Raw genomic sequence first — 20,173 nt, 5'->3', positions numbered from 1 at the left:
AAGCGGGCTATGAGTTCGCTCAGGGATTGGGCGGCGGCGGTGGGGGGTTCGTGTTCGGTCACGGGCCAGCCGCGTTGACCTGCCGAGGGGGGCGCCGAGCGCGCCCGAGGCCGCGAACCCCGCCGAGACCGCGCCCGACCCCGACAGGGTCAGCTCCTGGCGGCCGGGGCCCCGTACCCAGCCCGCCGGTGCCGCTCCTCCAGAAGGCCGCTCATTCCCCAGGCCGTCCAGGCCGTCACGAACTCTCCGTTCTGGCACTGAGACCCGCGCGGACGGTGTGAATGCCGTTCTGTTACCGTCCGTCCGGAGAGGCGGAACCAGCGCGCTCAGAAGGCGCCCGGACGCCCCGGCCGGCGGAGCGGTGCGGCCGGCGAGTCCGCGGGGCCCTGGTCCATCTGGAGGGAACGGACTGCATGGCACTCAACCGTGATTTCATCGGGCGGAGCTTCCCGCCCAGCGAGCCCTACGAGGTCAGCCGGGTGAAGATCCGCGAGTTCGCGGACGCGATCGGCGACCGCAACCCCGTCTACCGCGACCGCGAGGCGGCCAAGGCGGCCGGGTACCCCGACGTCATCGCGCCGCCCACCTTCCCGATCGTGGTCTCCCTCGGCAACCCCGGGCTCGCCGACCCCGACCTCGGCCTCAACTACGCGATGGTCGTGCACGGCGAGCAGCGCTTCGAGTACACGCGCCCGCTGCGCGCCGGGGACGTCATCACCTGCACCTCGACGATCACCGAGATCAGGTCGATCGGCAACAACGAGAAGATGGTCGTGGAGACCGAGATCGCGACCGTCGAGGGCGAGCCGGTCTGCAAGTCCTACAACACGATCGTGGAGCGGGGTGCCTGATGACCGCCAAGGTGAACTACGCCGACGTCGAGGTCGGCACTGAGATCCCCAAGCAGACCTACGCCGTCGACCGCGCCAACCTCGTCATGTACGCGGGCGCGTCCGGCGACTTCAACCCGATCCACTGGCGCGAGGGCGTCGCCAAGGCCGTCGGCCTGCCGGACGTGATCGCGCACGGCATGTACACGATGGCGCAGGGCGGCCGGTTCGTCACCGACTGGGCCGGCGACCCGGGCGCCGTCGTGGACTACGGGGTACGGTTCTCCTCTCCGGTCGTGGTCCCGGACGAGGGCGGCGCGACGCTGGAGATCAGCGGCAAGGTGGAGGAGAAGCTCGACGACAACAAGGTCGTCGTGGCGCTCACCGCCAGGTCCAACGACCAGAAGGTCCTCACGCGCGCCAAGGCGGTCGTCAGGCTCGCCTGAGCGCGGCGGCACACCGGCCGGGATCGCCCCGGCCGGTGCGCGCGTCGAGGGGACGAGGGCGGGCCGGCCCGGCGGCGCGGGGCACGGCAGGAGGGGGAGACGACGTGGCGGTGTTCGCCGAAGACGTGAACCTGGCCGGATACACCACGCTGCGGCTGGGCGGTCCCGCGCGGCGCTTCGTCGAGGCGACGACCGAGGCGGAGCTGGTCGCGGCCGTCCGCAAGGCCGACGACGAGGGCGAACCGGTCCTGGTGCTCGGCGGCGGCAGCAACCTCGTGGTGTCCGACGACGGGTTCCCCGGCACCGTCGTGCGCGTCGGGACCCGCGGCACCGAGCGCGTCGCCGCCGAGGGCGGCAGGGTGCTGCTGCGCGTCCAGGCCGGCGAGGACTGGGACCCGTTCGTCGCCCGCTGCGTCGCCGACGGCCTCGCCGGAGTCGAGTGCCTGTCCGGGATCCCCGGCCGCGTCGGCGCGACGCCGATCCAGAACGTCGGCGCCTACGGGCAGGACGTCAGCGAGACGATCGTGGAGGTCCGCGCCTACGACCGGGAGGCCCGCGACTGCGTCGCCCTCGACCGCGACGCCTGCCGGTTCACCTACCGGCACAGCGCCTTCAAGGGCAACGACCGGTACGTCGTCCTGGACGTCACGTACGCCCTGGAGGAGGCCGAGGAGTCGCAGCCCATCGCCTACGCCGAGCTGGCGCGCAGGCTGGGCGTCCGGCCGGGGGACCGGGTCGCGCTGAAGGAGGCCCGCGACGCCGTCCTCGAACTGCGGCGCGGCAAGGGCATGGTCCTGGACGCGGCCGACCCCGACACCCGCAGCGCCGGGTCCTTCTTCACCAACCCGATCCTCGACCCGGACCGGCTCGCCGAGCTCGAACGCCGCGTCGCCGAGCGCCTCGGCCCGGACGCGACGTTCCCGCGCTACCCGGAGGCCGACGGCCGGGTGAAGACGTCCGCGGCCTGGCTCATCGACCGCGCCGGGTTCGCCAAGGGCCACGCGCGCGGCCCGGCCCGCATCTCCACCAAGCACACCCTCGCCCTCACCAACCCGGGCGGCGCCACCACCGCCGACCTGCTCGCGCTGGCCCGCGAGGTCCGCGACGGCGTCCGGGACGCGTTCGGAGTCGAGCTGGTGAACGAGCCCGTCATGGTGGGCGCGACCCTCTGACCCGGGGCCCGCCCGAGGCTCCTTGGTAGGGTGGACGGCGTCGAGGGGGAGTAGTCCCAATCGCGTGGTCGACATGCTGGCGCCGCCGACGGCGCCCGGTCACGCGGGCCCGGTCACATCGCGGCGGACGAGACCTTCGGCCTGGCAGTCATGCCGGGCCGAGGTCGTGCGCGTGAGCCCCCGCCCTTCGCCCGGCAGCACGAGCGAAAGGGACCAGGTGACCGCCTTCCTCATCAGTCTGGCCGTGATCTTCGTGGCCGAGCTGGGCGACAAGAGCCAGCTCATGGCCATGACGTTCGCCACCCGCTTCCGCGCCCTCCCGGTGCTGATCGGAATCACGGCCGCGACCGCGATCGTCCACCTGGCCAGCGTCGCCCTCGGCGCGGCCCTCGGCGCCGCGCTCCCCACCGGCCCGATCTCGATCATCGCGGGCATCGCGTTCCTCGGCTTCGCGCTGTGGACGCTGCGCGGCGACGAGCTGGACGACGCCGAGCGCGACAAGGCGCGCATGGCCACCGGGTCGGCGATCCTCGCCGTCGGCGGGGCGTTCTTCCTCGCCGAGCTCGGCGACAAGACGATGCTCGCCACCGTCACCCTCGCCGCCGACCACGGCGGCCTCGCCGGGCTGACGGGCGTCTGGCTCGGCTCGACCGTCGGAATGGTCGCCGCCGACGCGCTCGCCATCGTCGTCGGCCAGATGCTCGGCCGCAGGCTGCCCGAGCGCGTCATCAAGTACGGCGCCGCGGCGGGGTTCGCCGTCTTCGGCGTCCTGCTGCTGATCGAGGGCATCACCGCGTGACCCGGCGGGAACACTCCCTCCAGGGCCCGTGAGCGGTAGGGAGGCTCGACCGCGGAAGGGCCCGGACGGGAGTTACCACCGTGGCCCTACCCGCCTCCCTTCCGCCGCGGCAGGCGCTCGGCACGCGGCTCCAGCTGAGCGACGAGGCCGCCGCCCGCATCCGCGAACTGATCATGGACGGGCGCATCCGGCCCGGCGACCACCTGCGGCTGGAACGGCTGGCCCTGGAGTTCGGCATCAGCGTCACGCCCGTCAGGGAGGCGCTGAAGTCGCTGCGCAGCGAGGGCTTCGTCGTCCTGGAGCCGCGGCGCGGGTTCGTCGTCGCGCCGCTGTCGGAGCGGGACGTCCAGGACCTGTTCTGGGTGCAGGCGGGCATCGCCGCCGAGCTGACCGTGCGCGCCGGGCCCCGGATCGGCCCCGCCGCCCTGGAGCGCCTGGACGGTCTCCAGCGCGCCCTGGCCCGCGACAAGGCCGCGCACCGCCCCGACCTCATGGAGGAGCGCAACCACCGCTTCCACCGCGAGATCAACCTGGCCGCCGACTCGCCGAAGCTCGCCTGGTCGCTCGGCACGGCCGCCCGGTACGTGCCGCGCGGCCTGTACGGGCGCCTCTCCGGCTGGCCGGACGTCGCCGTCCGCGACCACGGGCGGATCCTCGCGGCGCTCCGGGACGGCGACGCCCGCGCGGCCGGTGAGGAGATGCGCGCCCACATCGTCCGGGCCGGAGAGCTGCTGGCGGGCCACCTCGAACGCCGGGGCCTGTGGCGCCCGTCCACATGATCGCCGCGGCCCGCCGCGCGGCCGCCCGCGCGGTCGTCAGCGCGGCCGGTCGCCGAGCCAGGCGTCGACGCCCGCCAGCAGCCGGCGCCGCACGTCGTCCGGCGCCGCCGAGGCCCGGATCGACTGCCGGGCCAGCTCCGCCAGCTCGGCGTCGGTGAACGCGTGCGCGGTGCGGGCCAGCTCGTACTGGCGCGCCAGCCGCGACCCGAACAGCAGCGGGTCGTCGGCGCCGAGCGCGATCGACGCGCCCGCCTCGAACAGCCGCCGGAGCGGGACGTCCGACGCCGTCGCCGCCACGCCGAGACCCACGTTCGACGCCGGGCAGACCTCCAGCGTGACCCCGCGGTCCACGATGCGCTCCAGGAGCCGCGGGTCCTCGACGGCGCGGACCCCGTGCCCGATCCGGTCGGCCTCCAGCGTCTCCAGGCACTCGCGGACGCTCGCCGGGCCGAGCAGCTCGCCGCCGTGCGGGTCCGACAGCAGCCCGCCGCGCTTGGCGATCCTGAACGCGCCCTCGAAGTCGTAGGCGCGGCCCCGCCGCTCGTCGTTGGACAGGCCGAACCCGACGACGCCCCTGCCGGTGTAGCGCACGGCGAGGCGCGCGAGGGTCTTGGCGTCCAGCGGGTGCCGGGTCCGGTTCGCCGCGATCACCACGCCGACGCCGACCCCGGTCGCCTCCGACGCCTGGCGCGCGGCGTCCAGCACCAGCTCCACGGTCGGGGTCAGGCCGCCGAAGCGCCCGGCGTACCCGCTCGGGTCGACCTGGATCTCCAGCCAGCCCGACCCCTCGGCGGCCTCGTCCTCGGCCGTCTCGCGCAGCAGCCGGCGCAGGTCGTCCGGCGTCTGCAGGACGGAGCGGGCGATGTCGTACAGGCGCTGGAACCGGAACCAGCCGCGCTCGTCGGTCGCGTGCAGCCGGGGCGGCCAGTCCTCGACGAGGGCGTCGGGCAGGTGGACGCCGTGCAGGCCGGCGAGCTCCACGAGCGTGGAGTGCCGCATCGACCCGGTGAAGTGAAGGTGCAGGTGCGCCTTGGGGAGCAGGGCCACGTCCGGGCGGGCGGGACCGCGCGCGGGCGCGGGTTCCCGGGGGTCCGGCATGGGACGGTGCTCGGCCGGACGGGCTGAAACGGTACGGGCCTCCATGAGCCAATGTTGCCGGATCATCGTCCTCCTCGAACGCCCGCCCCCACAGGATCACTCCACCGGACTACCTCGCATGACACCCGGCGGCCATCGCGCCCATGGGCATCCCCGAAAAAAACTTTGGAATCCCGTGCAACCCCCCACCGGCACCGTGCGTATACGAGGGGCGCCAGAGAGAGACAGGCACCCCCGAAGCACCACCTTGCCTCCGAAGGGATTCACGATGATCACGCTGAAGGCCGCCTTGATCGCAGCGTCCGCCGTCGGGACCGTGGCCGTGGGCGGCGGCGCGACGTGGGCCATGACCGGCTCCCACCACGAGGCCGGCCTCCAGTCGAGCAGCGCCAAGGCCCCCGCCGTGGAGCGCAAGCTCCAGGACGCCGCCCCCAAGACCGCCCCGACCTGCCTCCCGGCGAACCTGCCGGCCAAGCCCGGACTGCCCAAGGTCCCGGCCGACGGGGCGAAGAAGCAGGTCGAGCAGCACCTCAAGCAGAACCCGGCCACCCAGCACCTGCCGGAGGGGCAGCTGCCGAAGACCGGCGTCCCCGGCAAGGACCTGCCGGAGGTCGGCATCCCGAACACCGAGCTCCCCGGCGCGAAGCTCCCGGACGGCAAGACCCTCCCCGCCAAGCCCGGCGTTCCGGCGAACCTGCCCACCTGCGCGCCGTCCACCGGCGACCTGCCCGGCGGCGCCCCGGCGGCCAAGCCGAACGCGCGCGTGCCCGGCGCCCCCGCCAAGCCCGCGCTGCCGGCGCTGCCCAAGCTCGACTGCAGCACGCTGAAGCCCGCCGTGAAGGTCGGCGGCCCCGTCGAGAAGACCGTCATGACCGCCAAGGGCCTGCGCTACGTGTCGGCCGTCCCCGGCTCCGCCGACCTGCGCAAGGCGCAGATCTGCGCCGTCACGCAGAAGTGGACCGGCAAGGCCGGCCAGTGGCTCACCGTCGAGACGATCAAGACGCGCGCCGGCATGACCCAGGAGCAGCTGCGCCAGGCGCTCGGCCTGCCGCAGGGCGGCACCCCGCTGACCATCGCCGGCCTGGCCGCCTGGCAGAGCCCGAACGGCAGCGGCGTGCTGCTGTTCGACCCGAACGGGACCTCGCTGTTCGTCAACGGCAGCCCCGTCCTGGCCGGCGGGACGAAGGACCTGGCCGCCGCCCTGCACAAGGCGGGCTGACACCCCGTAACGACCCAGGGCGAAACCAGTAACACCAGTAACACAACACAGGCGTGGGCGGGCGGCCTTTGGCGCGGAGGCCGCCCGTCCCCGACGGGACAAACTGCCGGAACCGCTCTAGCCGGGACGGAGCACTGTGGGGCGTCGAGACGACGAGTCGTTCGTGGAGTTCGTGGCGGCACGCGGCGATGCCCTGCTGCGCACCGCGGCACTGATGTGCGGGGCCCGGCAGGACGCCGAGGACATCCTGCAGACCGCGCTGGAGAAGGCCTACCGCCACTGGGGGCGGCTGGAGGCGGGAAGCGATCCCGAGCCGTACGTCCGCCGGATCCTGGTCAACCTGGTGATCAGCCGCTCCCGGCGGTGGAAGGTGCTCCGGGAGATCCAGATGGCGAGGCTCCCGGAGACGCCGGCCGACTCGCCGAACCATTCCGTCGAGCTGAGAGGGACCCTCATGGACGAGCTGCGCAAGCTCGGCCCGCGGCAGCGCGCGGTCCTGGTCCTGCGCTTCTGGGAGGACCTTTCGGAGGCGGAGACGGCCCAGGCTCTCGGCTGCTCGGTCGGAACGGTGAAGAGCCAGGCGTCCCGGGGGCTCGCCAGGCTCCGGGAACGCCTCGACACGAACCTGGCCCCACTGGGGAGATGAGCGATGGATCTGGAGAGTGAACTGCGGAAGGCCATGGCCGAGCAGGTGGCCGGGGCGACCGCGTCACAGTCGCTCGTCACCGACGTCAAACGCCGCCACCGCCGCCGCAAGGCCCGGCTCCACGCGGCCGCCAGCGTCGCGGCCGCGTCGGTCGCGGCCCTGGCCCTCGTGCCCACCTATCAGTCGTTCCGGGCCACACCGGCCGGAGACACCGAGACGACCCGTCCCAGCGACACCGTCTCGCCCCTCCGGCTGCCGGAGCGACCTCCCGTCTCGGGCCTCCCCGGGTCCCCGTCCCCCAAGGGGAGTCCCGAGGCGGGAGCCTCCCACAAGCCGGAGCCGCGCGGCTCGTCCGGCGACGGGCGGACCCCGGCCACGCCGGGCCCGGACGGCGTCACCGGCGTGCTGCCGGAATGGATCACGTACCTGCCCGACGGCCTGGCCGCCGTCGGCCCCTGCGAGGTCACCGGCGACGCCGACCGCAGGACCACGACCTGCGCGTGGCGCGGCGAGGGCGGCTGGGTGGAGGTCGCGCTCGTGAAGGGCGGCGGGCTGACCGGCCCGAAGGACCTGATGCGCGTGCCGGGCATCCCCGGCCGCACGTCCGTGCACGGCATGCCCGCGCTGACCGGCGACCGCCCCGACTCCTCGCGGCAGATCTCCTGGCTGGCGCGGCGCGGGGTCGGCGTCACCGTGACCGCCTCCGGCTCGGCCAAGGACCGCCTCATGCGCATCGCCGAGGGCGTGCGCCCCTGAACCCCGTTCCGGCGGGGCGTCCCACGGCGGAGAGGGGCCGTGCGCGGGACGTCCCGCCGGACTTCCCGGGACGGGAACCGGCGGAACCCGTCCCATACGAAACCGGCCCCGGGAAATGTGCACCCGGGGCCGGTTTCGTGTGCGCGGGTCCGCGCGCGGCGTGTCGTGGAGGTCAGCTCGCCTCGGACAGCAGCTTCGCGACGCGCGAGACGCCCTCGACCAGGTCGTCGTCGCCCAGCGCGTAGGAGAGCCGGAAGTAGCCCGGCGTGCCGAACGCCTCGCCCGGCACCAGCGCGACCTCGGCCTCTTCGAGGATCAGCGACGCCAGCTCCACCGACGTCTCGGGGCGCTTGCCGCGCAGCTGCTTGCCGAGCAGCGCCTTGACCGACGGGTAGGCGTAGAACGCGCCCTCCGGCTCGGGGCACACCATGCCCGGGATCTCGTTCAGCATCCGGACCATCGTCTGCCGGCGCCGGTCGAACGCCACGCGCATCTCCGCGACCGCCGACAGGTCGCCGGTCACGGCGGCGAGCGCGGCGGCCTGGGAGACGTTCGCCACGTTGGACGTCGCGTGCGACTGCAGGTTCTGGGCGGCCTTCACCACGTCGGCCGGGCCGATCAGCCAGCCGACCCGCCAGCCGGTCATCGCGTAGGTCTTGGCCACCCCGTTCAGGACGAGCGTCCGGTCGGCCAGCTCCGGCACCACCACGGGCATCGAGTGGAACTCAGCGCCGCCGTACACCAGGTGCTCGTAGATCTCGTCGGTGACGACCCACAGGCCGTGCCCGTCGGCCCAGCGCCCGATCGCCTCGATCTCGTCGCGGCTGTAGACCGCGCCCGTCGGGTTGGACGGCGAGACGAACAGCAGCACCTTCGTCCGGTCGGTGCGGGCCGCCTCCAGCTGCTCGACGCTCACCTTGTAGCCGGTGGTCTCGTCGGCGACGACGTCCACGGGCACCCCGCCCGCCAGCTTGATCGACTCGGGGTAGGTCGTCCAGTACGGCGTCGGGACGATCACCTCGTCGCCCGGGTCGAGCAGCGCCGCGAACGCCTCGTACACCGCCTGCTTGCCGCCGTTGGTCACGAGAACCTGGGAGGCCTCGACCCGGTAGCCGGAGTCGCGCTCGGTCTTCTCGGCGATCGCGGCGCGCAGCTCGGGCAGCCCGCCCGCGGGCGTGTACTTGTGGAAGCGCGGCACCCGGCACGCGGTGACCGCGGCCTCGACGATGTAGTCGGGCGTCGGGAAGTCGGGCTCGCCCGCGCCGAACCCGATGACCGGGCGGCCCGCCGCCTTCAGCGCCTTGGCCTTGGCGTCGACGGCCAGCGTGGCGGACTCGGATATCGCGGCGATGCGCTTGGAGATGCGAGGACGGTCGATGCTCATACCCCTATCGTTACAGACGTCGCACCGGGACCCGCAGCCATATATCCGGGCCGGTGGGACGGGTCCTCGCCGCGGCCTTCCGGAGGCCCCCCGATATCCGGTTCGACGCGGGCCCCTCGGGCACGTAGACTCCTCCTCCAAGTGACGTGTCGCCGGTATACGAGCCTGTCCGCACGCGGGCACCGAATCAGGCCGTAAGCTGGGACCCGGCACCCACCCGATCCTGTGGTCGGGTTTCTCCTTAGCCGGAGAAGCGAAGGGCAGTGGCTCAATTGGTAGAGCTCCGGTCTCCAAAACCGGCGGTTGGGGGTTCGAGTCCCTCCTGCCCTGCGAGGTGCGGTGCGCGCACCCGTGCCGGCCGCGCCATGGCGTCGCCGTGGCACTCCGCGGCACGGGACCGCGCGGCAACCACAGGGTGGTTGAATCACGACCTATGAGGTGAACGGCGGCAAATGGCGACTGAGACTCGCGACGAGCCCGAGGCCAAGGACGAGGGCAAGGGCAAGAAGAAGGCCCCTTCCAAGCGGACCTCGCCCGCGCTGTTCGTGCGCCAGATCATCGCCGAGCTGCGCAAGGTCATCTGGCCGACGCGGCGGGAGCTGGTCACCTACACGACCGTCTCGCTGGTGTTCGTGCTGGTCATGGTCGCGCTCGTCTCCGGCATCGACTACGGGTTGCAGAAGGGCATCTACCAGCTCTTCGGCTGACGCAGCCCGGCCCGGGCCGGGCGACGGGCCCCGCCGTACCTTCGCAAGTCCATCACCGCAGACCGAGAGAAGAGTTGACCGTGTCCGAGCCCTCACAGCCCTACGACGAGGCCGTTGAAGAGGCCCAGTCCGCTGCGGCTGCTGCGGCCGACCAGGTGGCTGAGCCCGCCGACGAGACGGCCGAGGCGGTCGTCTCCGCCGGCGACGCCGAGCCCGCGGACACGAAGCTCGAAGGCGAGGGCCCCGCGCCGGACGCGGCCGAGGGCGCCGCCGAGCTCGCCGCGCCGTCGAGGGCGAGGGCGCCGCCGAGGAGGAGGCGGACGAGGAGGAGGCCGCCGCCGAGCCGCCGGCCGACCCGTACGCCGACTTCAAGATGCAGCTGCGCCTCCAGCCGGGCGACTGGTACGTCGTGCACTCCTACGCGGGCTACGAGAACCGGGTCAAGACCAACATCGAGACCCGGACGCAGACCCTCAACATGGAGGACTACATCTTCCAGATCGAGGTCCCGCAGCACGAGGTGACCGAGATCAAGGGCGGCAAGCGCCAGAAGGTCAACGAGAAGGTCCTGCCGGGCTACATCCTCGTCCGCATGGAGCTCACCGACGAGTCGTGGGCCGCGGTCCGCAACACCCCCGGCGTCACCGGGTTCGTCGGCCTGCTGAACAAGCCGTCCCCGCTCAGCCTGGACGAGGTCGCCAACCTGCTGGCCCCCGAGCCGGAGGAGGGCGTCGCCAAGGCCGCCAAGGAGCAGGCCAAGGCCCCCGCCACCGTCGACTACGAGGTCGGCGAGTCGGTCACCGTCATGGACGGCCCGTTCGCCACCCTCCCCGCCACCGTCAACGAGATCAACGCCGAGCAGCAGAAGCTCAAGGTGCTGGTCTCCATCTTCGGTCGCGAGACGCCGGTCGAGCTCTCCTTCAACCAGGTCTCCAAGATCTGACAGGCGTCCACGGTCTCACCCGTCCCTGAGAGACGTCCGGGCCGCTCAGGCCAGGCCGTATCCTGGACGGGCCGTCCCCGCCGAGGCGCGGACGGATTCGGTACCTCGTCTCCATCGCGAGGTGATGTACCGACTGCCCCGCGCACGCGGGGATGCTCCGAAGATGGCCGCACTCGTCAAGGTGCAGTTGCAGTGCTCCCCGCGCACGCGGGGTTCGGGTTGATCGAGGTCCTAACACAGCGGTGATAGTTCCGCCCGCCGTGTTGCCCGGTGTCCGGGAGTCGGGACCACAGTGAAACGGAACACGAGGGAGAGGCATGCCTCCCAAGAAGAAAAAAGTCGCGGCTCTGGTCAAGGTCCAGTTGCAGGCCGGGCAGGCCACGCCCGCGCCGCCCGTCGGTACCGCGCTCGGTCCGCACGGCGTCAACATCATGGACTTCTGCAAGCAGTACAACGCCGCCACGGAGTCCCAGCGCGGCAACGTCATCCCCGTAGAGATCACCATCTACGAGGACCGGTCGTTCAGCTTCGTCACCAAGACCCCGCCGGCCGCGCAGCTCATCCTGAAGGCCGCGGGCGTGGAGAAGGGCAGCGGCGAGCCGCACAAGACCAAGGTCGGCTCGGTCACCCGCGACCAGATCCGTGAGATCGCCACGACCAAGATGCCCGACCTCAACGCCAAGGACCTGGACGCCGCCGAGAAGATCGTCGCCGGCACCGCGCGGTCGATGGGCATCGAGGTCAAGTAAGACGTCCCAGTGGGAGGGCCGGCGCTGGCCCCTACCACGAGTTCCGTCTGGAGGAACGCACATGAAGCGCAGCAAGGGCTACCGCGCCGCGGCGGAGAAGATCGACCGGGAGCGGCTGTACAGCCCGGTCGAGGCCGTGAAGCTGGCCAAGGAGACCGCGGTCACCAAGTTCGACGCGACCGTCGAGGTCGCCATGCGGCTGGGCGTCGACCCGCGCAAGGCCGACCAGATGGTCCGCGGCACGGTCAACCTGCCGCACGGCACCGGCAAGACCGCCCGCGTGCTCGTCTTCGCCGTCGGCGCCAAGGCGCAGGAGGCCGAGGCGGCGGGCGCCGACCTGGTCGGCTCGGACGACCTGATCGAGCGGATCCAGGGCGGCTTCCTGGACTTCGACGCCGTGGTCGCGACCCCGGACCAGATGGGCAAGGTCGGCCGGCTCGGCCGGGTGCTCGGTCCGCGCGGCCTGATGCCGAACCCGAAGACCGGCACGGTCACGATGGACGTGTCCAAGGCCGTGTCCGACATCAAGGGCGGCAAGATCGAGTTCCGGGTCGACCGGCACGCGAACCTGCACTTCATCATCGGCAAGGCGTCCTTCGACGAGCGCCAGCTGGTGGAGAACTACGCCGCCGCGGTCGACGAGATCCAGCGTCTCAAGCCGTCCGCCGCGAAGGGCCGGTACGTCAAGAAGGCGGCGCTGACCACGTCGATGGGCCCGAGCATCCCGGTGGACCCGAACGCGGTCCGCAACCTGACGGCCGAGCTCGAAGAGGCCTGATCGAGCCCGGCGTCGAACGCCGTCGAACAGGGCGTCCCCACCACGGGGGGCGCCCTGTTCGCTTTTTCCACAGGCTGTGGATGGTCGGGCCGCCTTCCTCAGGTCGCGCTCAGCGGGACGCGGCCGGCCCCGCGCACCGGTCCGCCGCTAGATTCGGCGCCCGGATCGTCGTCGGCGAAGGGGATGCGATGGGCGGGACGCTGCGCCGGGACGTCCACCGGCTGTACGACGTGCTCGACGCGGCCGCGGAGGACGCCCCCGAGGCCCCTGCCCTGTCGGTCGACGGCACGACCTGGACGTTCCGCGAGCTGCGCGCCCGGACGGACGCGCTGAGCGCCCACCTGTCCGCGCGGTGCTCGCCGGGGGCGCGGGTGGCGCTGCTCGCGCACAACCGGCTGGAGTACGTGGCGGCCTACTACGGGGTTCCGCGCGAAGGCAGGATCCTGGTGCCGCTCAACCAGAGGCTGCATCCGCGCGAATGGGCCGACCAGGTCGTCCGCTGCGGTGCCGAGCTCGTCATCGGTGAGCCGGACCTGCTGGAGAGACTCGCCCGCGAGGGAGGACTTCCCGCAGTGCGTCCGCCGCTCGTGGACGTCGCCGGCCTGCCGTGGGACGGCCCGGCCCCTCCGCGGGAGGACGGCCGCGACCCGGCCGAGGTCGCCTGGCTGATGTTCACCAGCGGCACGACCGGCAGGCCGAAGGGCGTGCGGCTCACCCACAGGAGCCTGCTGGCGGGGATGGCGGTCACGGCGTCGGGCCGTCCCGTGTCGCCGGACGACGTGTTCTGCACGCCGTTCCCCCTGTGCCATGTGGCGGGCTACCAGGTCGTCCTGCACCACCTGTTCCGGCGGCACGCCGTCGTGCTGCGCCGGTTCGGTCCGGCCGCCCTCGTGGACGCGGCGCGCCGGCACGGCGTCACGAACCTGTCGCTCGCCCCGACGATGCTGGAGGACCTGCTCGCCCACCTGGACGGGGACCCGGCGGCGCTGGAGGCGCTGCGGGCCACCGTCCGGGTGATCGCGTACGGGTCGGCGCCGATGCCGGTGCCGCTGCTGCGCCGCGCGGGCGCGGCGCTCGGCTGCGACCTGAACCAGGGGTACGGCATGACCGAGCTGTCGGGCAACGCGACGTTCCTTTCCCCGGCGGACCACCGCGCGGCGGTGGCGGGCAGGCCGGAGCTGGCGGCGTCGGCGGGCCGTCCGGGCGACGGCGCGGAGATCGCGGTGATCGGCGAGGGCGGGGCGCCGCTGCCGCCGGGCGCGCTGGGCGAGGTGGTCGTCCGGGGAGCGCAGGTGGCGGACGGGTACTGGGACGATCCCGAGGCGACCGCCGAGGCGTTCGCGGGCGGCTGGTTCCGGACCGGTGACGCGGGCCGTGTCGACGCGGACGGCTACCTGTACCTCGCCGACCGGCTCAAGGACGTGATCATCACGGGCGGGGAGAACGTCTCGTCGCGCGAGGTCGAGGACGTCCTGCGCACGGTCCCGGGGGTGGGGGAGGTCGCGGTGGTGGGGCTGCCCGATCCGCGCTGGGGCCAGTCGGTGTGCGCGGTGATCGTGCCGGACGGCGTCCGGCCGCGGGAGGAGGACCTGACGGCGGCGTGCCGCGCCCGGCTCGCCGGTTTCAAGACGCCGCGGCGCGTCGAGTTCGTGACGGCGCTCCCGCGCACCGGGACCGGCAAGGTCCGCAAGGCCGCCCTCCGCGCCGAGCTGACAGATCGCCCCGAAATCCCCTGAATCGGCGGATACACGTCTCGCAGTCCAGAACCGGACAATCTGGTATCCGATTGTTTTGTTACCGGCGAGGAACCTGGTGTTGAATTGCCGCGTGAAGCGTCGTACCGATCGGGCCATCGCCATCTCCGCCGTGACCGCGGTGGCCGTCGTGCCCACGGCGATCCTGATGGTGGTGAAGATCGGGGGCGACTCGCCGAAGGACGCGGGGGTGCTGCCCCCCTCCGCGGCGATGGCCCAGCGTGACCCGGCCAACCCCAACGGCGCCGCGTCCGCCACGGTCTCCCCGGGCACGCCCGGCGCGCCCGGAGCCGCCCCGGGCGCGAGCGCGCGTCCCGGCACGCGCACCCCCGGAAACGGGGGCGCCGCGCACAACCTGCCGACGGCGCCGCCCCAGCCCGGTCCCAGCCTGCACTCCTTCACCCGCAAGACGGACCTGAAGGTGACGGTGGGCTCGGACGGCGACTACCAGCACGCCGTCGAGACGGCCACGTTCACGCTGTGGCCGAAGTTCTCGATGAGCGCCACCGGCGTCACGCGGACGATGAAGGGCGGCGAGCTGTCCAAGGTCACCCAGAAGGTGATCGTCCAGGGGAGCACGCTCAAGGGCTACGACGGGCAGAAGTGGACGCGGTCCACGCTGTCCCCGGCGCAGCTGGGCGGCCTGCGGAGCGGCTCCGACCCCCGGCAGTTCACCTTCATGATCGGGACGCTGCCCGGCATGACGGCGAGCGAGCCGGACGCCGCCGGGCTGACGCGCTTCACCGCGCAGACGCTCATGGGCGGCGTGTACGCCCTGCTGCCGCAGGACGCGGTGGCGGCGTTCCGCAAGTGGGTGCCGGACGACACCGGATGCGGGCTCGACCTGCTGGCCGACAGCGAGGCCCGGCCGACCTCGATCAGCCTCAGCGGGCAGGCGCCCGGCGCGGGGCTGGCCGGGTCGATGACCTTCGGCGCCTACCGCTGACGCGGCTCCGGGACGCCGGACACCCCTGACGTCGGGTCAGGGGAAGGGCTACGCCGTTGGTCGTACCGGGCGGGGGCCCATTCGTACTACCGGGGGATGCCCTTCCGTTAACGCCCGAAGAGACTGGGAACACCAGCAGGGCGACAAGGGAGGCTCAACCCTAATGAACCGACGACTCGTGGTGGCGGCCGGCGGCACCGCAGTGGGTGCCGCGCTCCTCCTCTCCGGATGCAACGGGGACGGGACGGAGAACACCGGCAACATGAAGCTCAGCGCGAACCAGGCGCTGCTGAAGGCGTCCGAGAAGACCGGCAAGGCCGACACGTTCAAGGCCGACCTGACGGTGACGGGCACCGGCGGCGGCGACGGGAAGGTCCACGCCAACGGGCAGTTCCGGCTGCGCCCGTCGCTGGAGTTCAGCGCGAAGCTGGACGACTTCAGCCAGAACGGGCAGAGCGTGCCGGGCGCCAAGGGCCAGGCCGTCTTCACCGGCAACACGCTGTACGCGAAGGTCCCGCAGCTCGCGCAGTTCGTCAGCGGCGGCAAGCCGTGGGTGAAGATCGACGTGAACCAGATGGCGCAGCGGACCGGCTTCGACGTCCGGGGCCTGGTCGACCAGGTGCAGAAGGTGGACCCGGCCGAGCAGACGAAGATGTTCACCGGCTCCAAGGACGCCCGCAGGGTCGGAACCGAGACGGTCGACGGGGTCAAGACGACCCACTACGCCGGGACGGTCACCGTCGAGGACGCGCTGAACCGGCTCGACGCGCAGGCCCGCGCGAAGGTCCAGCAGTGGCTGCCGAAGGACCGCGCCAACGGCAAGATCAACTTCGACCTGTGGACCGACGGCGACAACCTGCCGCGCAAGCTCGTCTCCAAGGCGACCGGCTCGAAGGGCGAGAACGGGTCGGTGACCGTCCTCTACAGCGACTACGGCAAGTCGTTCAGGGTGAACACGCCTCCGTCCGACCAGGTGGGGCAGCTGTCCCTCCCGGCCGCCCTCGGCGGCAACTGAGAACGGTGAACCGCAGCGGGGTCATTTGCGTCTGATGTACCGTTCGGCCCTACCCCTCGGGTGCCAAGGAGAGCAAGGAGACCCCCCTGATGATCCGTCGTTTCGCGGCAGGCACGGCGCTGGCCACCGGCCTCGCCCTCTCGCTGACCGGCTGCCTCGGCGAGGCCGGGAAGACGGTGGACGACGCCGGCAAGGGGCTCCGGCTGTCCGCCGCGCAGGTCCTCGGCAAGGCCGCCGAGAAGACCGGCCAGATCGACTCGTTCCAGGCCGACCTGACGATGAAGTCGACCGGCTCGTCGACGGGCGACATGACGATGAGCGGCACGATGCAGTACCGCACGAAGCCCGACCTGGCCTACAGCATGAACTTCGGGCAGATGACGGTCGCGGGCAAGCCGACGGGCGGCATGGAGCAGCGGCTCGTCGGCCGGACCATGTACATGAAGATGCCGATGCTGTCCCAGCTCGGCGGCGGGACCAAGCCCTGGATCAAGATCTCGCTGGACGAGCTGGGCGCCAAGTCCGGGATGAACATCGACGAGCTGCTCCGGCAGTCCCGGCAGATGGACCCGGTGCAGAACACCAAGATGCTGACGGCGTCCAAGGACGCGCGCGAGGTCGGCAAGGAGACCATCGACGGCGTCCAGACGACCCACTACACCGGCACGTACCGGATGGAGGACGCGGTCGCCAAGCTCTCCCCGGAGACGCAGGAGGCCTACCGCAAGAGCCTCGGCACGACCGGCCTCCAGGCCATGAACTTCGACCTGTGGGTGGACGGCCAGCAGCTGCCGCGCCAGATGACGATGAGGTCGACGCAGTCGACCACCGGCGACATGACCATGACGATGAAGTACCGCGACTACGGCAAGCCGGTGCAGGTCACCGAGCCGCCGGCGAGCGAGGTCACGGACTTCGGCGAGATCATGGGCCGGCTCGGCGGCGGCGGCCTGCCCGGCGGATCCTGATCCTGGCCTGAGCACGACCGAGGGACCGCGCCCCGCCCGGGGCGCGGTCCCTCGCTCTGTTCCGCTGATTTGGTGTCCTTAGTCAGGGCACGTATGCTGTCCGATGCCGAAGACCGCCGGTCGTCACCTCCCGCGAGGTGACCGAAGGACCCGACTCAGTTCGGGCGGCCTGCGTAGGTGAGACGAGAGCTTCCCGCATGGCCTCCGTGCCGTGCCTGGACGCCCCGTGCGCCTGCGCCGGGGCGTTTTTTGGTGGATCGGCGCCCCAGTTCGTCCGCGGACTGCGGCGTGGATCGGACCACCCAGGTAATCGGAAGGAGGGCTATGGCCAAGGCCCACAAGGACGCGGCGATCGCCGAGCTCAAGGACGAGTTCGAGAGCTCCAACGGCGCCGTGCTGACCGAGTACCGCGGGCTTTCCGTCGCGCAGGTCAAGGAGCTGCGCGACAACCTCGGCGAGACCGCGCGGTTCCGCGTGGTGAAGAACACGCTGACCAAGCGCGCCGCGAACGAGGCCGGTGTCGACGAGCAGTTCCGTGAGCTGCTCGAAGGCCCGTCGGCCATCGCGTTCGTCCGCGGCGACGTCGTCGAGGCCGCCAAGGGCCTGCGCGACTTCGCCAAGGCGAACCCGATGCTGGTGATCAAGGGCGGTTTCATCGACGGTCAGTCGATGGACGCGGCCCAGATCACCAAGCTGGCGGACCTCGAGTCGCGCGAGGTGCTCCTCGCGAAGCTGGCCGGTGCGATGAAGGGCTCGATGGCCAACGCCGCCGCGCTGTTCAACGCGCTGCCGACGCAGGCCGCCCAGCTCGCCGAGGCGCTGCGCGCCAAGCGCGAGGCCGAGGGCGAGACCGCCGAGGCACCCGCCGCCGAGGCGTCCGCCGAGTAGGCAACCCGCGGTTCCCGTACCACCCCAGATCACAAGCCATAGCGGAGGAATCATCATGGCGAAGCTCAGCACCGACGACCTGCTCGACGCCTTCAAGGAGATGACCCTTCTCGAGCTCTCCGAGTTCGTGAAGCAGTTCGAAGAGGTCTTCGACGTCAAGGCCGCCGCCCCCGTCGCGGCCGTCGTCCCGGGCCAGGGCGGCCCGGTCGGCGGCGCCGAGGAGGCCCCGGCGCAGGACGAGTTCGACGTCATCCTCGAGGGTGCCGGCGACAAGAAGATCCAGGTCATCAAGGAGGTGCGCGCCCTGACGAGCCTCGGCCTCAAGGAGGCCAAGGACCTGGTCGACGGCGCGCCGAAGCCGCTGCTGGAGAAGGTCAACAAGGAGACGGCCGACAAGGCCAAGGAGGCCCTGGAGAAGGCCGGCGCCTCGGTCACCGTCAAGTAACGACGCTCCAGAGCTCCGGAGCCCGCGCGGCTCCACCGCTCTCCAGGAGGCGGTCACCCCGATGGGGTGGCCGCCTCCTTTCGTTGCCCGGGTGTGCTCGCGGGCCGGTCGCGCCCCGGCGGGCGGCCGGTGGACGGCCTTGTCGCGGAACGTGGACCGGCGATGCCAGGAAGGTCCGTTTTCTGTGCTGAGGTGACAAACACCTGCGGGAAACCGTGTGTCCCGGCGGGTTGTGCGGCTTCCCGCGCGCGGCGTAGCGTCCCGTCTGACGCGGTGGCCACACCCGGCCGCTCGCGTCCCCGCAGTGCGGCGGGCCGCAGGATCGCGGCCGTCCCCGGCACCCCGGTCTTGAGGCTCCGGTTCTTGGACCACTAGTCTCATAGACGCCGTAAGTAACGATTGTCTTACAACGTCGCATTTGGCCGCTGATCTGGGTCGGAACCCCTTCCATTTGGACGGGGGGCCGCTACGGTAGTGGCACCCGTCACGGCTACCGGACGGTAGCAATGCGGCGGACACGCGGTGTGACGACGGAACGCGGCGTGGAGACAGAACGCGGTGTGACGACAGAAAGAGCCTGAGTGCTACTCGCTCATTGGTTCGGGATTCCCCCGGCCTGGACGAAAGGTGACGAGTGGGCGTCGAGATCAGAGTCGAGGGCCTGACGAAGTCCTTCGGCCGCCAGGTGATCTGGCAGGACGTGTCGCTGACCATTCCCGCAGGTGAGATCTCCGTTCTCCTGGGTCCGTCCGGCACCGGAAAGTCGGTCTTCCTGAAGTCCCTCGTGGGGCTGCTCAAGCCCGACCGCGGGCACATCTGGATCGGCGACAGGGACCTGCCCTACCTGCCCGAGTCGCAGCTGTACGACACCCGGAAGCTGTTCGGCGTCCTGTTCCAGGACGGCGCCCTGTTCGGCTCCATGAACCTGTTCGACAACATCGCCTTCCCGCTCCGCGAGCACACCAAGAAGTCCGAGTCCGAGATCAAGCGCATCGTCATGGAGAAGATGGACCTGGTCGGTCTTCTCGGCGCCGAGCACAAGCTTCCCGGCGAGATCTCCGGTGGCATGAAGAAGCGCGCCGGCCTGGCCCGCGCGCTCGTCCTGGACCCCGAGATCCTGCTGGTGGACGAGCCGGACTCCGGCCTCGACCCGGTCCGCACCGCGTTCCTCAACCAGGTGTTCATCGACCTCAACGCGCAGATCGGCGCGACGTTCCTGATCGTCACCCACGACATCAACACCGCCCGCACCCTCCCGGACAACATCGGCCTGCTGTACCAGCGGCACCTGGCGATGTTCGGGCCGCGGGAGATGCTGCTGTCCAGCGAGGAGCCGGTCGTCCGGCAGTTCCTCAACGCCAGCAAGATCGGCCCGATCGGCATGTCCGAGGAGAAGGACGAGTCCGAGCTGGAGGCCGAGGCGAAGATGGGCCACGACCCCGGCAAGCTGCCGCCGATCCCGCCGCAGCAGATGCCGAGCAACGGGCTGATCCGCGCCGGCATGCACGCGCCCGGCGCGTGGTGCGCGGCGCACGGCGTCACGCCGCCGCCCGGCTCGTTCGTCGACGACCTCGGCCGCAACTGGGTGGAGGAGTGGCCCCGGTACGTGGCGTCCATGACGCCCGTCGGCACTCCCGCCGGCGGCGCGCACGGGGCGCCCGGCGGCATGCCGCCCGCCGGTCCGCCGCCCGGCGGACCCGGGGGAGGGTTCCCCGGCACCCCGCCGCCCGGCCGGCCGGGAGCGGGGGGTCATGCACGAGTCGCAGTTCGAGCATCTGCCGGAAGGCCTCGGCCGTCTGGTCGTCGACCTCGTCCTCCTCGGCGAGCTCGTCCAGCCGGGCCAGGGCCGCC

19 protein-coding genes, 1 tRNA gene and 2 pseudogenes are annotated in these 20,173 nt (G+C 71.8%); 20 read left to right on the top strand and 2 right to left on the bottom strand.

Annotation, left to right across the window (positions count from 1 at the left end; all coding sequences use genetic code 11):
• Positions 1 to 413 precede the first annotated feature (413 nt).
• The 5 genes from AB0C69_RS18085 to AB0C69_RS18065 all read left to right on the top strand — a co-directional run bounded on the left by AB0C69_RS18085 (position 414) and on the right by AB0C69_RS18065 (position 4,026).
• On the top strand, positions 414 to 851 hold the full coding sequence (locus AB0C69_RS18085; protein ID WP_089315429.1) for a MaoC family dehydratase N-terminal domain-containing protein: 438 nt from the start codon (positions 414 to 416) through the stop codon (positions 849 to 851).
• A complete protein-coding gene (locus AB0C69_RS18080; RefSeq protein ID WP_345178409.1) occupies positions 851 to 1,276 on the top strand; it encodes a MaoC family dehydratase in 426 nt (141 codons plus the stop codon). The genes AB0C69_RS18085 and AB0C69_RS18080 overlap by 1 nt, the downstream gene beginning before the upstream one ends.
• Before the next feature lie 104 nt (positions 1,277 to 1,380).
• On the top strand, positions 1,381 to 2,448 hold the full coding sequence (locus AB0C69_RS18075; protein WP_345178411.1) for a UDP-N-acetylmuramate dehydrogenase: 1,068 nt from the start codon (positions 1,381 to 1,383) through the stop codon (positions 2,446 to 2,448).
• A 217-nt stretch (positions 2,449 to 2,665) separates the two neighbouring features.
• On the top strand, positions 2,666 to 3,247 hold the full coding sequence (locus AB0C69_RS18070; RefSeq protein WP_345178413.1) for a TMEM165/GDT1 family protein: 582 nt from the start codon (positions 2,666 to 2,668) through the stop codon (positions 3,245 to 3,247).
• An 80-nt stretch (positions 3,248 to 3,327) separates the two neighbouring features.
• Complete coding sequence (locus AB0C69_RS18065; protein WP_360354696.1) at positions 3,328 to 4,026, top strand: GntR family transcriptional regulator; 699 nt, start codon at positions 3,328 to 3,330, stop codon at positions 4,024 to 4,026.
• Positions 4,027 to 4,062: 36 nt separating this feature from the next.
• Here AB0C69_RS18065 and AB0C69_RS18060 read toward each other — a convergent pair whose 3' ends face one another.
• On the bottom strand, positions 4,063 to 5,124 hold the full coding sequence (locus AB0C69_RS18060; protein ID WP_360354700.1) for an adenosine deaminase: 1,062 nt from the start codon (positions 5,122 to 5,124) through the stop codon (positions 4,063 to 4,065).
• 268 nt (positions 5,125 to 5,392) lie between these two features.
• Between AB0C69_RS18060 and AB0C69_RS18055 the strand changes: the two genes are divergently transcribed.
• The 3 genes from AB0C69_RS18055 (at position 5,393) to AB0C69_RS18045 (ending at position 7,745) form a co-directional block, all read left to right on the top strand.
• Positions 5,393 to 6,343 (top strand): hypothetical protein, encoded by a 951-nt coding sequence (locus tag AB0C69_RS18055; RefSeq protein ID WP_353831426.1) that lies wholly within the window; start codon positions 5,393 to 5,395, stop codon positions 6,341 to 6,343.
• A 136-nt stretch (positions 6,344 to 6,479) separates the two neighbouring features.
• Positions 6,480 to 6,989, top strand: a complete 510-nt coding sequence (locus AB0C69_RS18050; protein WP_345178421.1) for a SigE family RNA polymerase sigma factor — start codon at positions 6,480 to 6,482, stop codon at positions 6,987 to 6,989.
• Between the two features lie 3 nt (positions 6,990 to 6,992).
• Positions 6,993 to 7,745, top strand: a complete 753-nt coding sequence (locus tag AB0C69_RS18045; RefSeq protein ID WP_360354692.1) for a hypothetical protein — start codon at positions 6,993 to 6,995, stop codon at positions 7,743 to 7,745.
• Positions 7,746 to 7,917: 172 nt separating this feature from the next.
• Here the strand turns inward: AB0C69_RS18045 and AB0C69_RS18040 are convergent, their stop codons facing one another.
• Positions 7,918 to 9,129, bottom strand: coding sequence for a pyridoxal phosphate-dependent aminotransferase (locus AB0C69_RS18040; RefSeq protein WP_345178426.1), 1,212 nt, complete (start codon positions 9,127 to 9,129; stop codon positions 7,918 to 7,920).
• A gap of 257 nt (positions 9,130 to 9,386) precedes the next feature.
• Between AB0C69_RS18040 and AB0C69_RS18035 the strand changes: the two genes are divergently transcribed.
• The 12 genes and pseudogenes from AB0C69_RS18035 to AB0C69_RS17980 form a co-directional block, all read left to right on the top strand.
• A tRNA-Trp gene (locus tag AB0C69_RS18035) sits at positions 9,387 to 9,459 on the top strand.
• 122 nt (positions 9,460 to 9,581) lie between these two features.
• Positions 9,582 to 9,836, top strand: coding sequence for a preprotein translocase subunit SecE (secE, locus tag AB0C69_RS18030; RefSeq protein WP_345178429.1), 255 nt, complete (start codon positions 9,582 to 9,584; stop codon positions 9,834 to 9,836).
• Positions 9,837 to 10,134: 298 nt separating this feature from the next.
• Positions 10,135 to 10,779: pseudogene (nusG, locus tag AB0C69_RS18025) on the top strand (transcription termination/antitermination protein NusG); the annotation flags it as partial.
• A 317-nt stretch (positions 10,780 to 11,096) separates the two neighbouring features.
• Positions 11,097 to 11,528, top strand: coding sequence for a 50S ribosomal protein L11 (gene rplK, locus AB0C69_RS18020; RefSeq protein WP_360354689.1), 432 nt, complete (start codon positions 11,097 to 11,099; stop codon positions 11,526 to 11,528).
• A 61-nt stretch (positions 11,529 to 11,589) separates the two neighbouring features.
• Positions 11,590 to 12,306, top strand: coding sequence for a 50S ribosomal protein L1 (gene rplA, locus AB0C69_RS18015; RefSeq protein ID WP_149259625.1), 717 nt, complete (start codon positions 11,590 to 11,592; stop codon positions 12,304 to 12,306).
• A 188-nt stretch (positions 12,307 to 12,494) separates the two neighbouring features.
• Positions 12,495 to 14,042: an AMP-binding protein gene (locus AB0C69_RS18010; protein ID WP_360354685.1), complete on the top strand. Its 1,548-nt coding sequence runs from the start codon at positions 12,495 to 12,497 to the stop codon at positions 14,040 to 14,042.
• Between the two features lie 91 nt (positions 14,043 to 14,133).
• Positions 14,134 to 15,006, top strand: a complete 873-nt coding sequence (locus AB0C69_RS18005; RefSeq protein ID WP_360354683.1) for a hypothetical protein — start codon at positions 14,134 to 14,136, stop codon at positions 15,004 to 15,006.
• 163 nt (positions 15,007 to 15,169) lie between these two features.
• Positions 15,170 to 16,021 carry a hypothetical protein gene (locus AB0C69_RS18000; protein WP_360354681.1) on the top strand — a complete coding sequence of 284 codons (852 nt, stop codon included), beginning with the start codon at positions 15,170 to 15,172 and terminating at the stop codon, positions 16,019 to 16,021.
• A gap of 89 nt (positions 16,022 to 16,110) precedes the next feature.
• On the top strand, positions 16,111 to 16,989 hold the full coding sequence (locus AB0C69_RS17995; RefSeq protein WP_345178443.1) for an LppX_LprAFG lipoprotein: 879 nt from the start codon (positions 16,111 to 16,113) through the stop codon (positions 16,987 to 16,989).
• Between the two features lie 324 nt (positions 16,990 to 17,313).
• Positions 17,314 to 17,877, top strand: coding sequence for a 50S ribosomal protein L10 (gene rplJ, locus AB0C69_RS17990; RefSeq protein ID WP_345178445.1), 564 nt, complete (start codon positions 17,314 to 17,316; stop codon positions 17,875 to 17,877).
• Positions 17,878 to 17,932: 55 nt separating this feature from the next.
• Positions 17,933 to 18,322, top strand: coding sequence for a 50S ribosomal protein L7/L12 (gene rplL / locus AB0C69_RS17985; protein WP_345178448.1), 390 nt, complete (start codon positions 17,933 to 17,935; stop codon positions 18,320 to 18,322).
• A gap of 634 nt (positions 18,323 to 18,956) precedes the next feature.
• Positions 18,957 to 19,937: pseudogene (locus AB0C69_RS17980) on the top strand (ABC transporter ATP-binding protein); the annotation flags it as partial.
• Positions 19,938 to 20,173 lie beyond the last annotated feature (236 nt).

Source organism: Actinomadura sp. NPDC048032, from assembly GCF_040653175.1.
Taxonomy (GTDB): domain Bacteria; phylum Actinomycetota; class Actinomycetes; order Streptosporangiales; family Streptosporangiaceae; genus Spirillospora; species Spirillospora verrucosospora.
The sequence above is the reverse complement of the archived record's forward strand: the minus strand, read 5'-3'. Positions and strand labels throughout refer to the sequence as shown.

What these genes read in the sequence shown, in the direction of transcription:
- AB0C69_RS18085 (WP_089315429.1), top strand. Translation starts at nt 414, where the DNA reads ATGGCACTCAACCGTGATTTCATCGGGCGGAGCTTCCCGCCCAGCGAG.
- AB0C69_RS18080 (WP_345178409.1), top strand. Translation starts at nt 851, where the DNA reads ATGACCGCCAAGGTGAACTACGCCGACGTCGAGGTCGGCACTGAGATC.
- AB0C69_RS18060 (WP_360354700.1), bottom strand. Translation starts at nt 5,124, where the DNA reads ATGCCGGACCCCCGGGAACCCGCGCCCGCGCGCGGTCCCGCCCGCCCG.
- AB0C69_RS18055 (WP_353831426.1), top strand. Translation starts at nt 5,393, where the DNA reads ATGATCACGCTGAAGGCCGCCTTGATCGCAGCGTCCGCCGTCGGGACC.
- AB0C69_RS18045 (WP_360354692.1), top strand. Translation starts at nt 6,993, where the DNA reads ATGGATCTGGAGAGTGAACTGCGGAAGGCCATGGCCGAGCAGGTGGCC.
- AB0C69_RS18040 (WP_345178426.1), bottom strand. Translation starts at nt 9,129, where the DNA reads ATGAGCATCGACCGTCCTCGCATCTCCAAGCGCATCGCCGCGATATCC.
- secE (WP_345178429.1), top strand. Translation starts at nt 9,582, where the DNA reads ATGGCGACTGAGACTCGCGACGAGCCCGAGGCCAAGGACGAGGGCAAG.
- rplK (WP_360354689.1), top strand. Translation starts at nt 11,097, where the DNA reads ATGCCTCCCAAGAAGAAAAAAGTCGCGGCTCTGGTCAAGGTCCAGTTG.
- rplA (WP_149259625.1), top strand. Translation starts at nt 11,590, where the DNA reads ATGAAGCGCAGCAAGGGCTACCGCGCCGCGGCGGAGAAGATCGACCGG.
- AB0C69_RS18010 (WP_360354685.1), top strand. Translation starts at nt 12,495, where the DNA reads ATGGGCGGGACGCTGCGCCGGGACGTCCACCGGCTGTACGACGTGCTC.
- AB0C69_RS18000 (WP_360354681.1), top strand. Translation starts at nt 15,170, where the DNA reads ATGAACCGACGACTCGTGGTGGCGGCCGGCGGCACCGCAGTGGGTGCC.
- AB0C69_RS17995 (WP_345178443.1), top strand. Translation starts at nt 16,111, where the DNA reads ATGATCCGTCGTTTCGCGGCAGGCACGGCGCTGGCCACCGGCCTCGCC.
- rplJ (WP_345178445.1), top strand. Translation starts at nt 17,314, where the DNA reads ATGGCCAAGGCCCACAAGGACGCGGCGATCGCCGAGCTCAAGGACGAG.
- rplL (WP_345178448.1), top strand. Translation starts at nt 17,933, where the DNA reads ATGGCGAAGCTCAGCACCGACGACCTGCTCGACGCCTTCAAGGAGATG.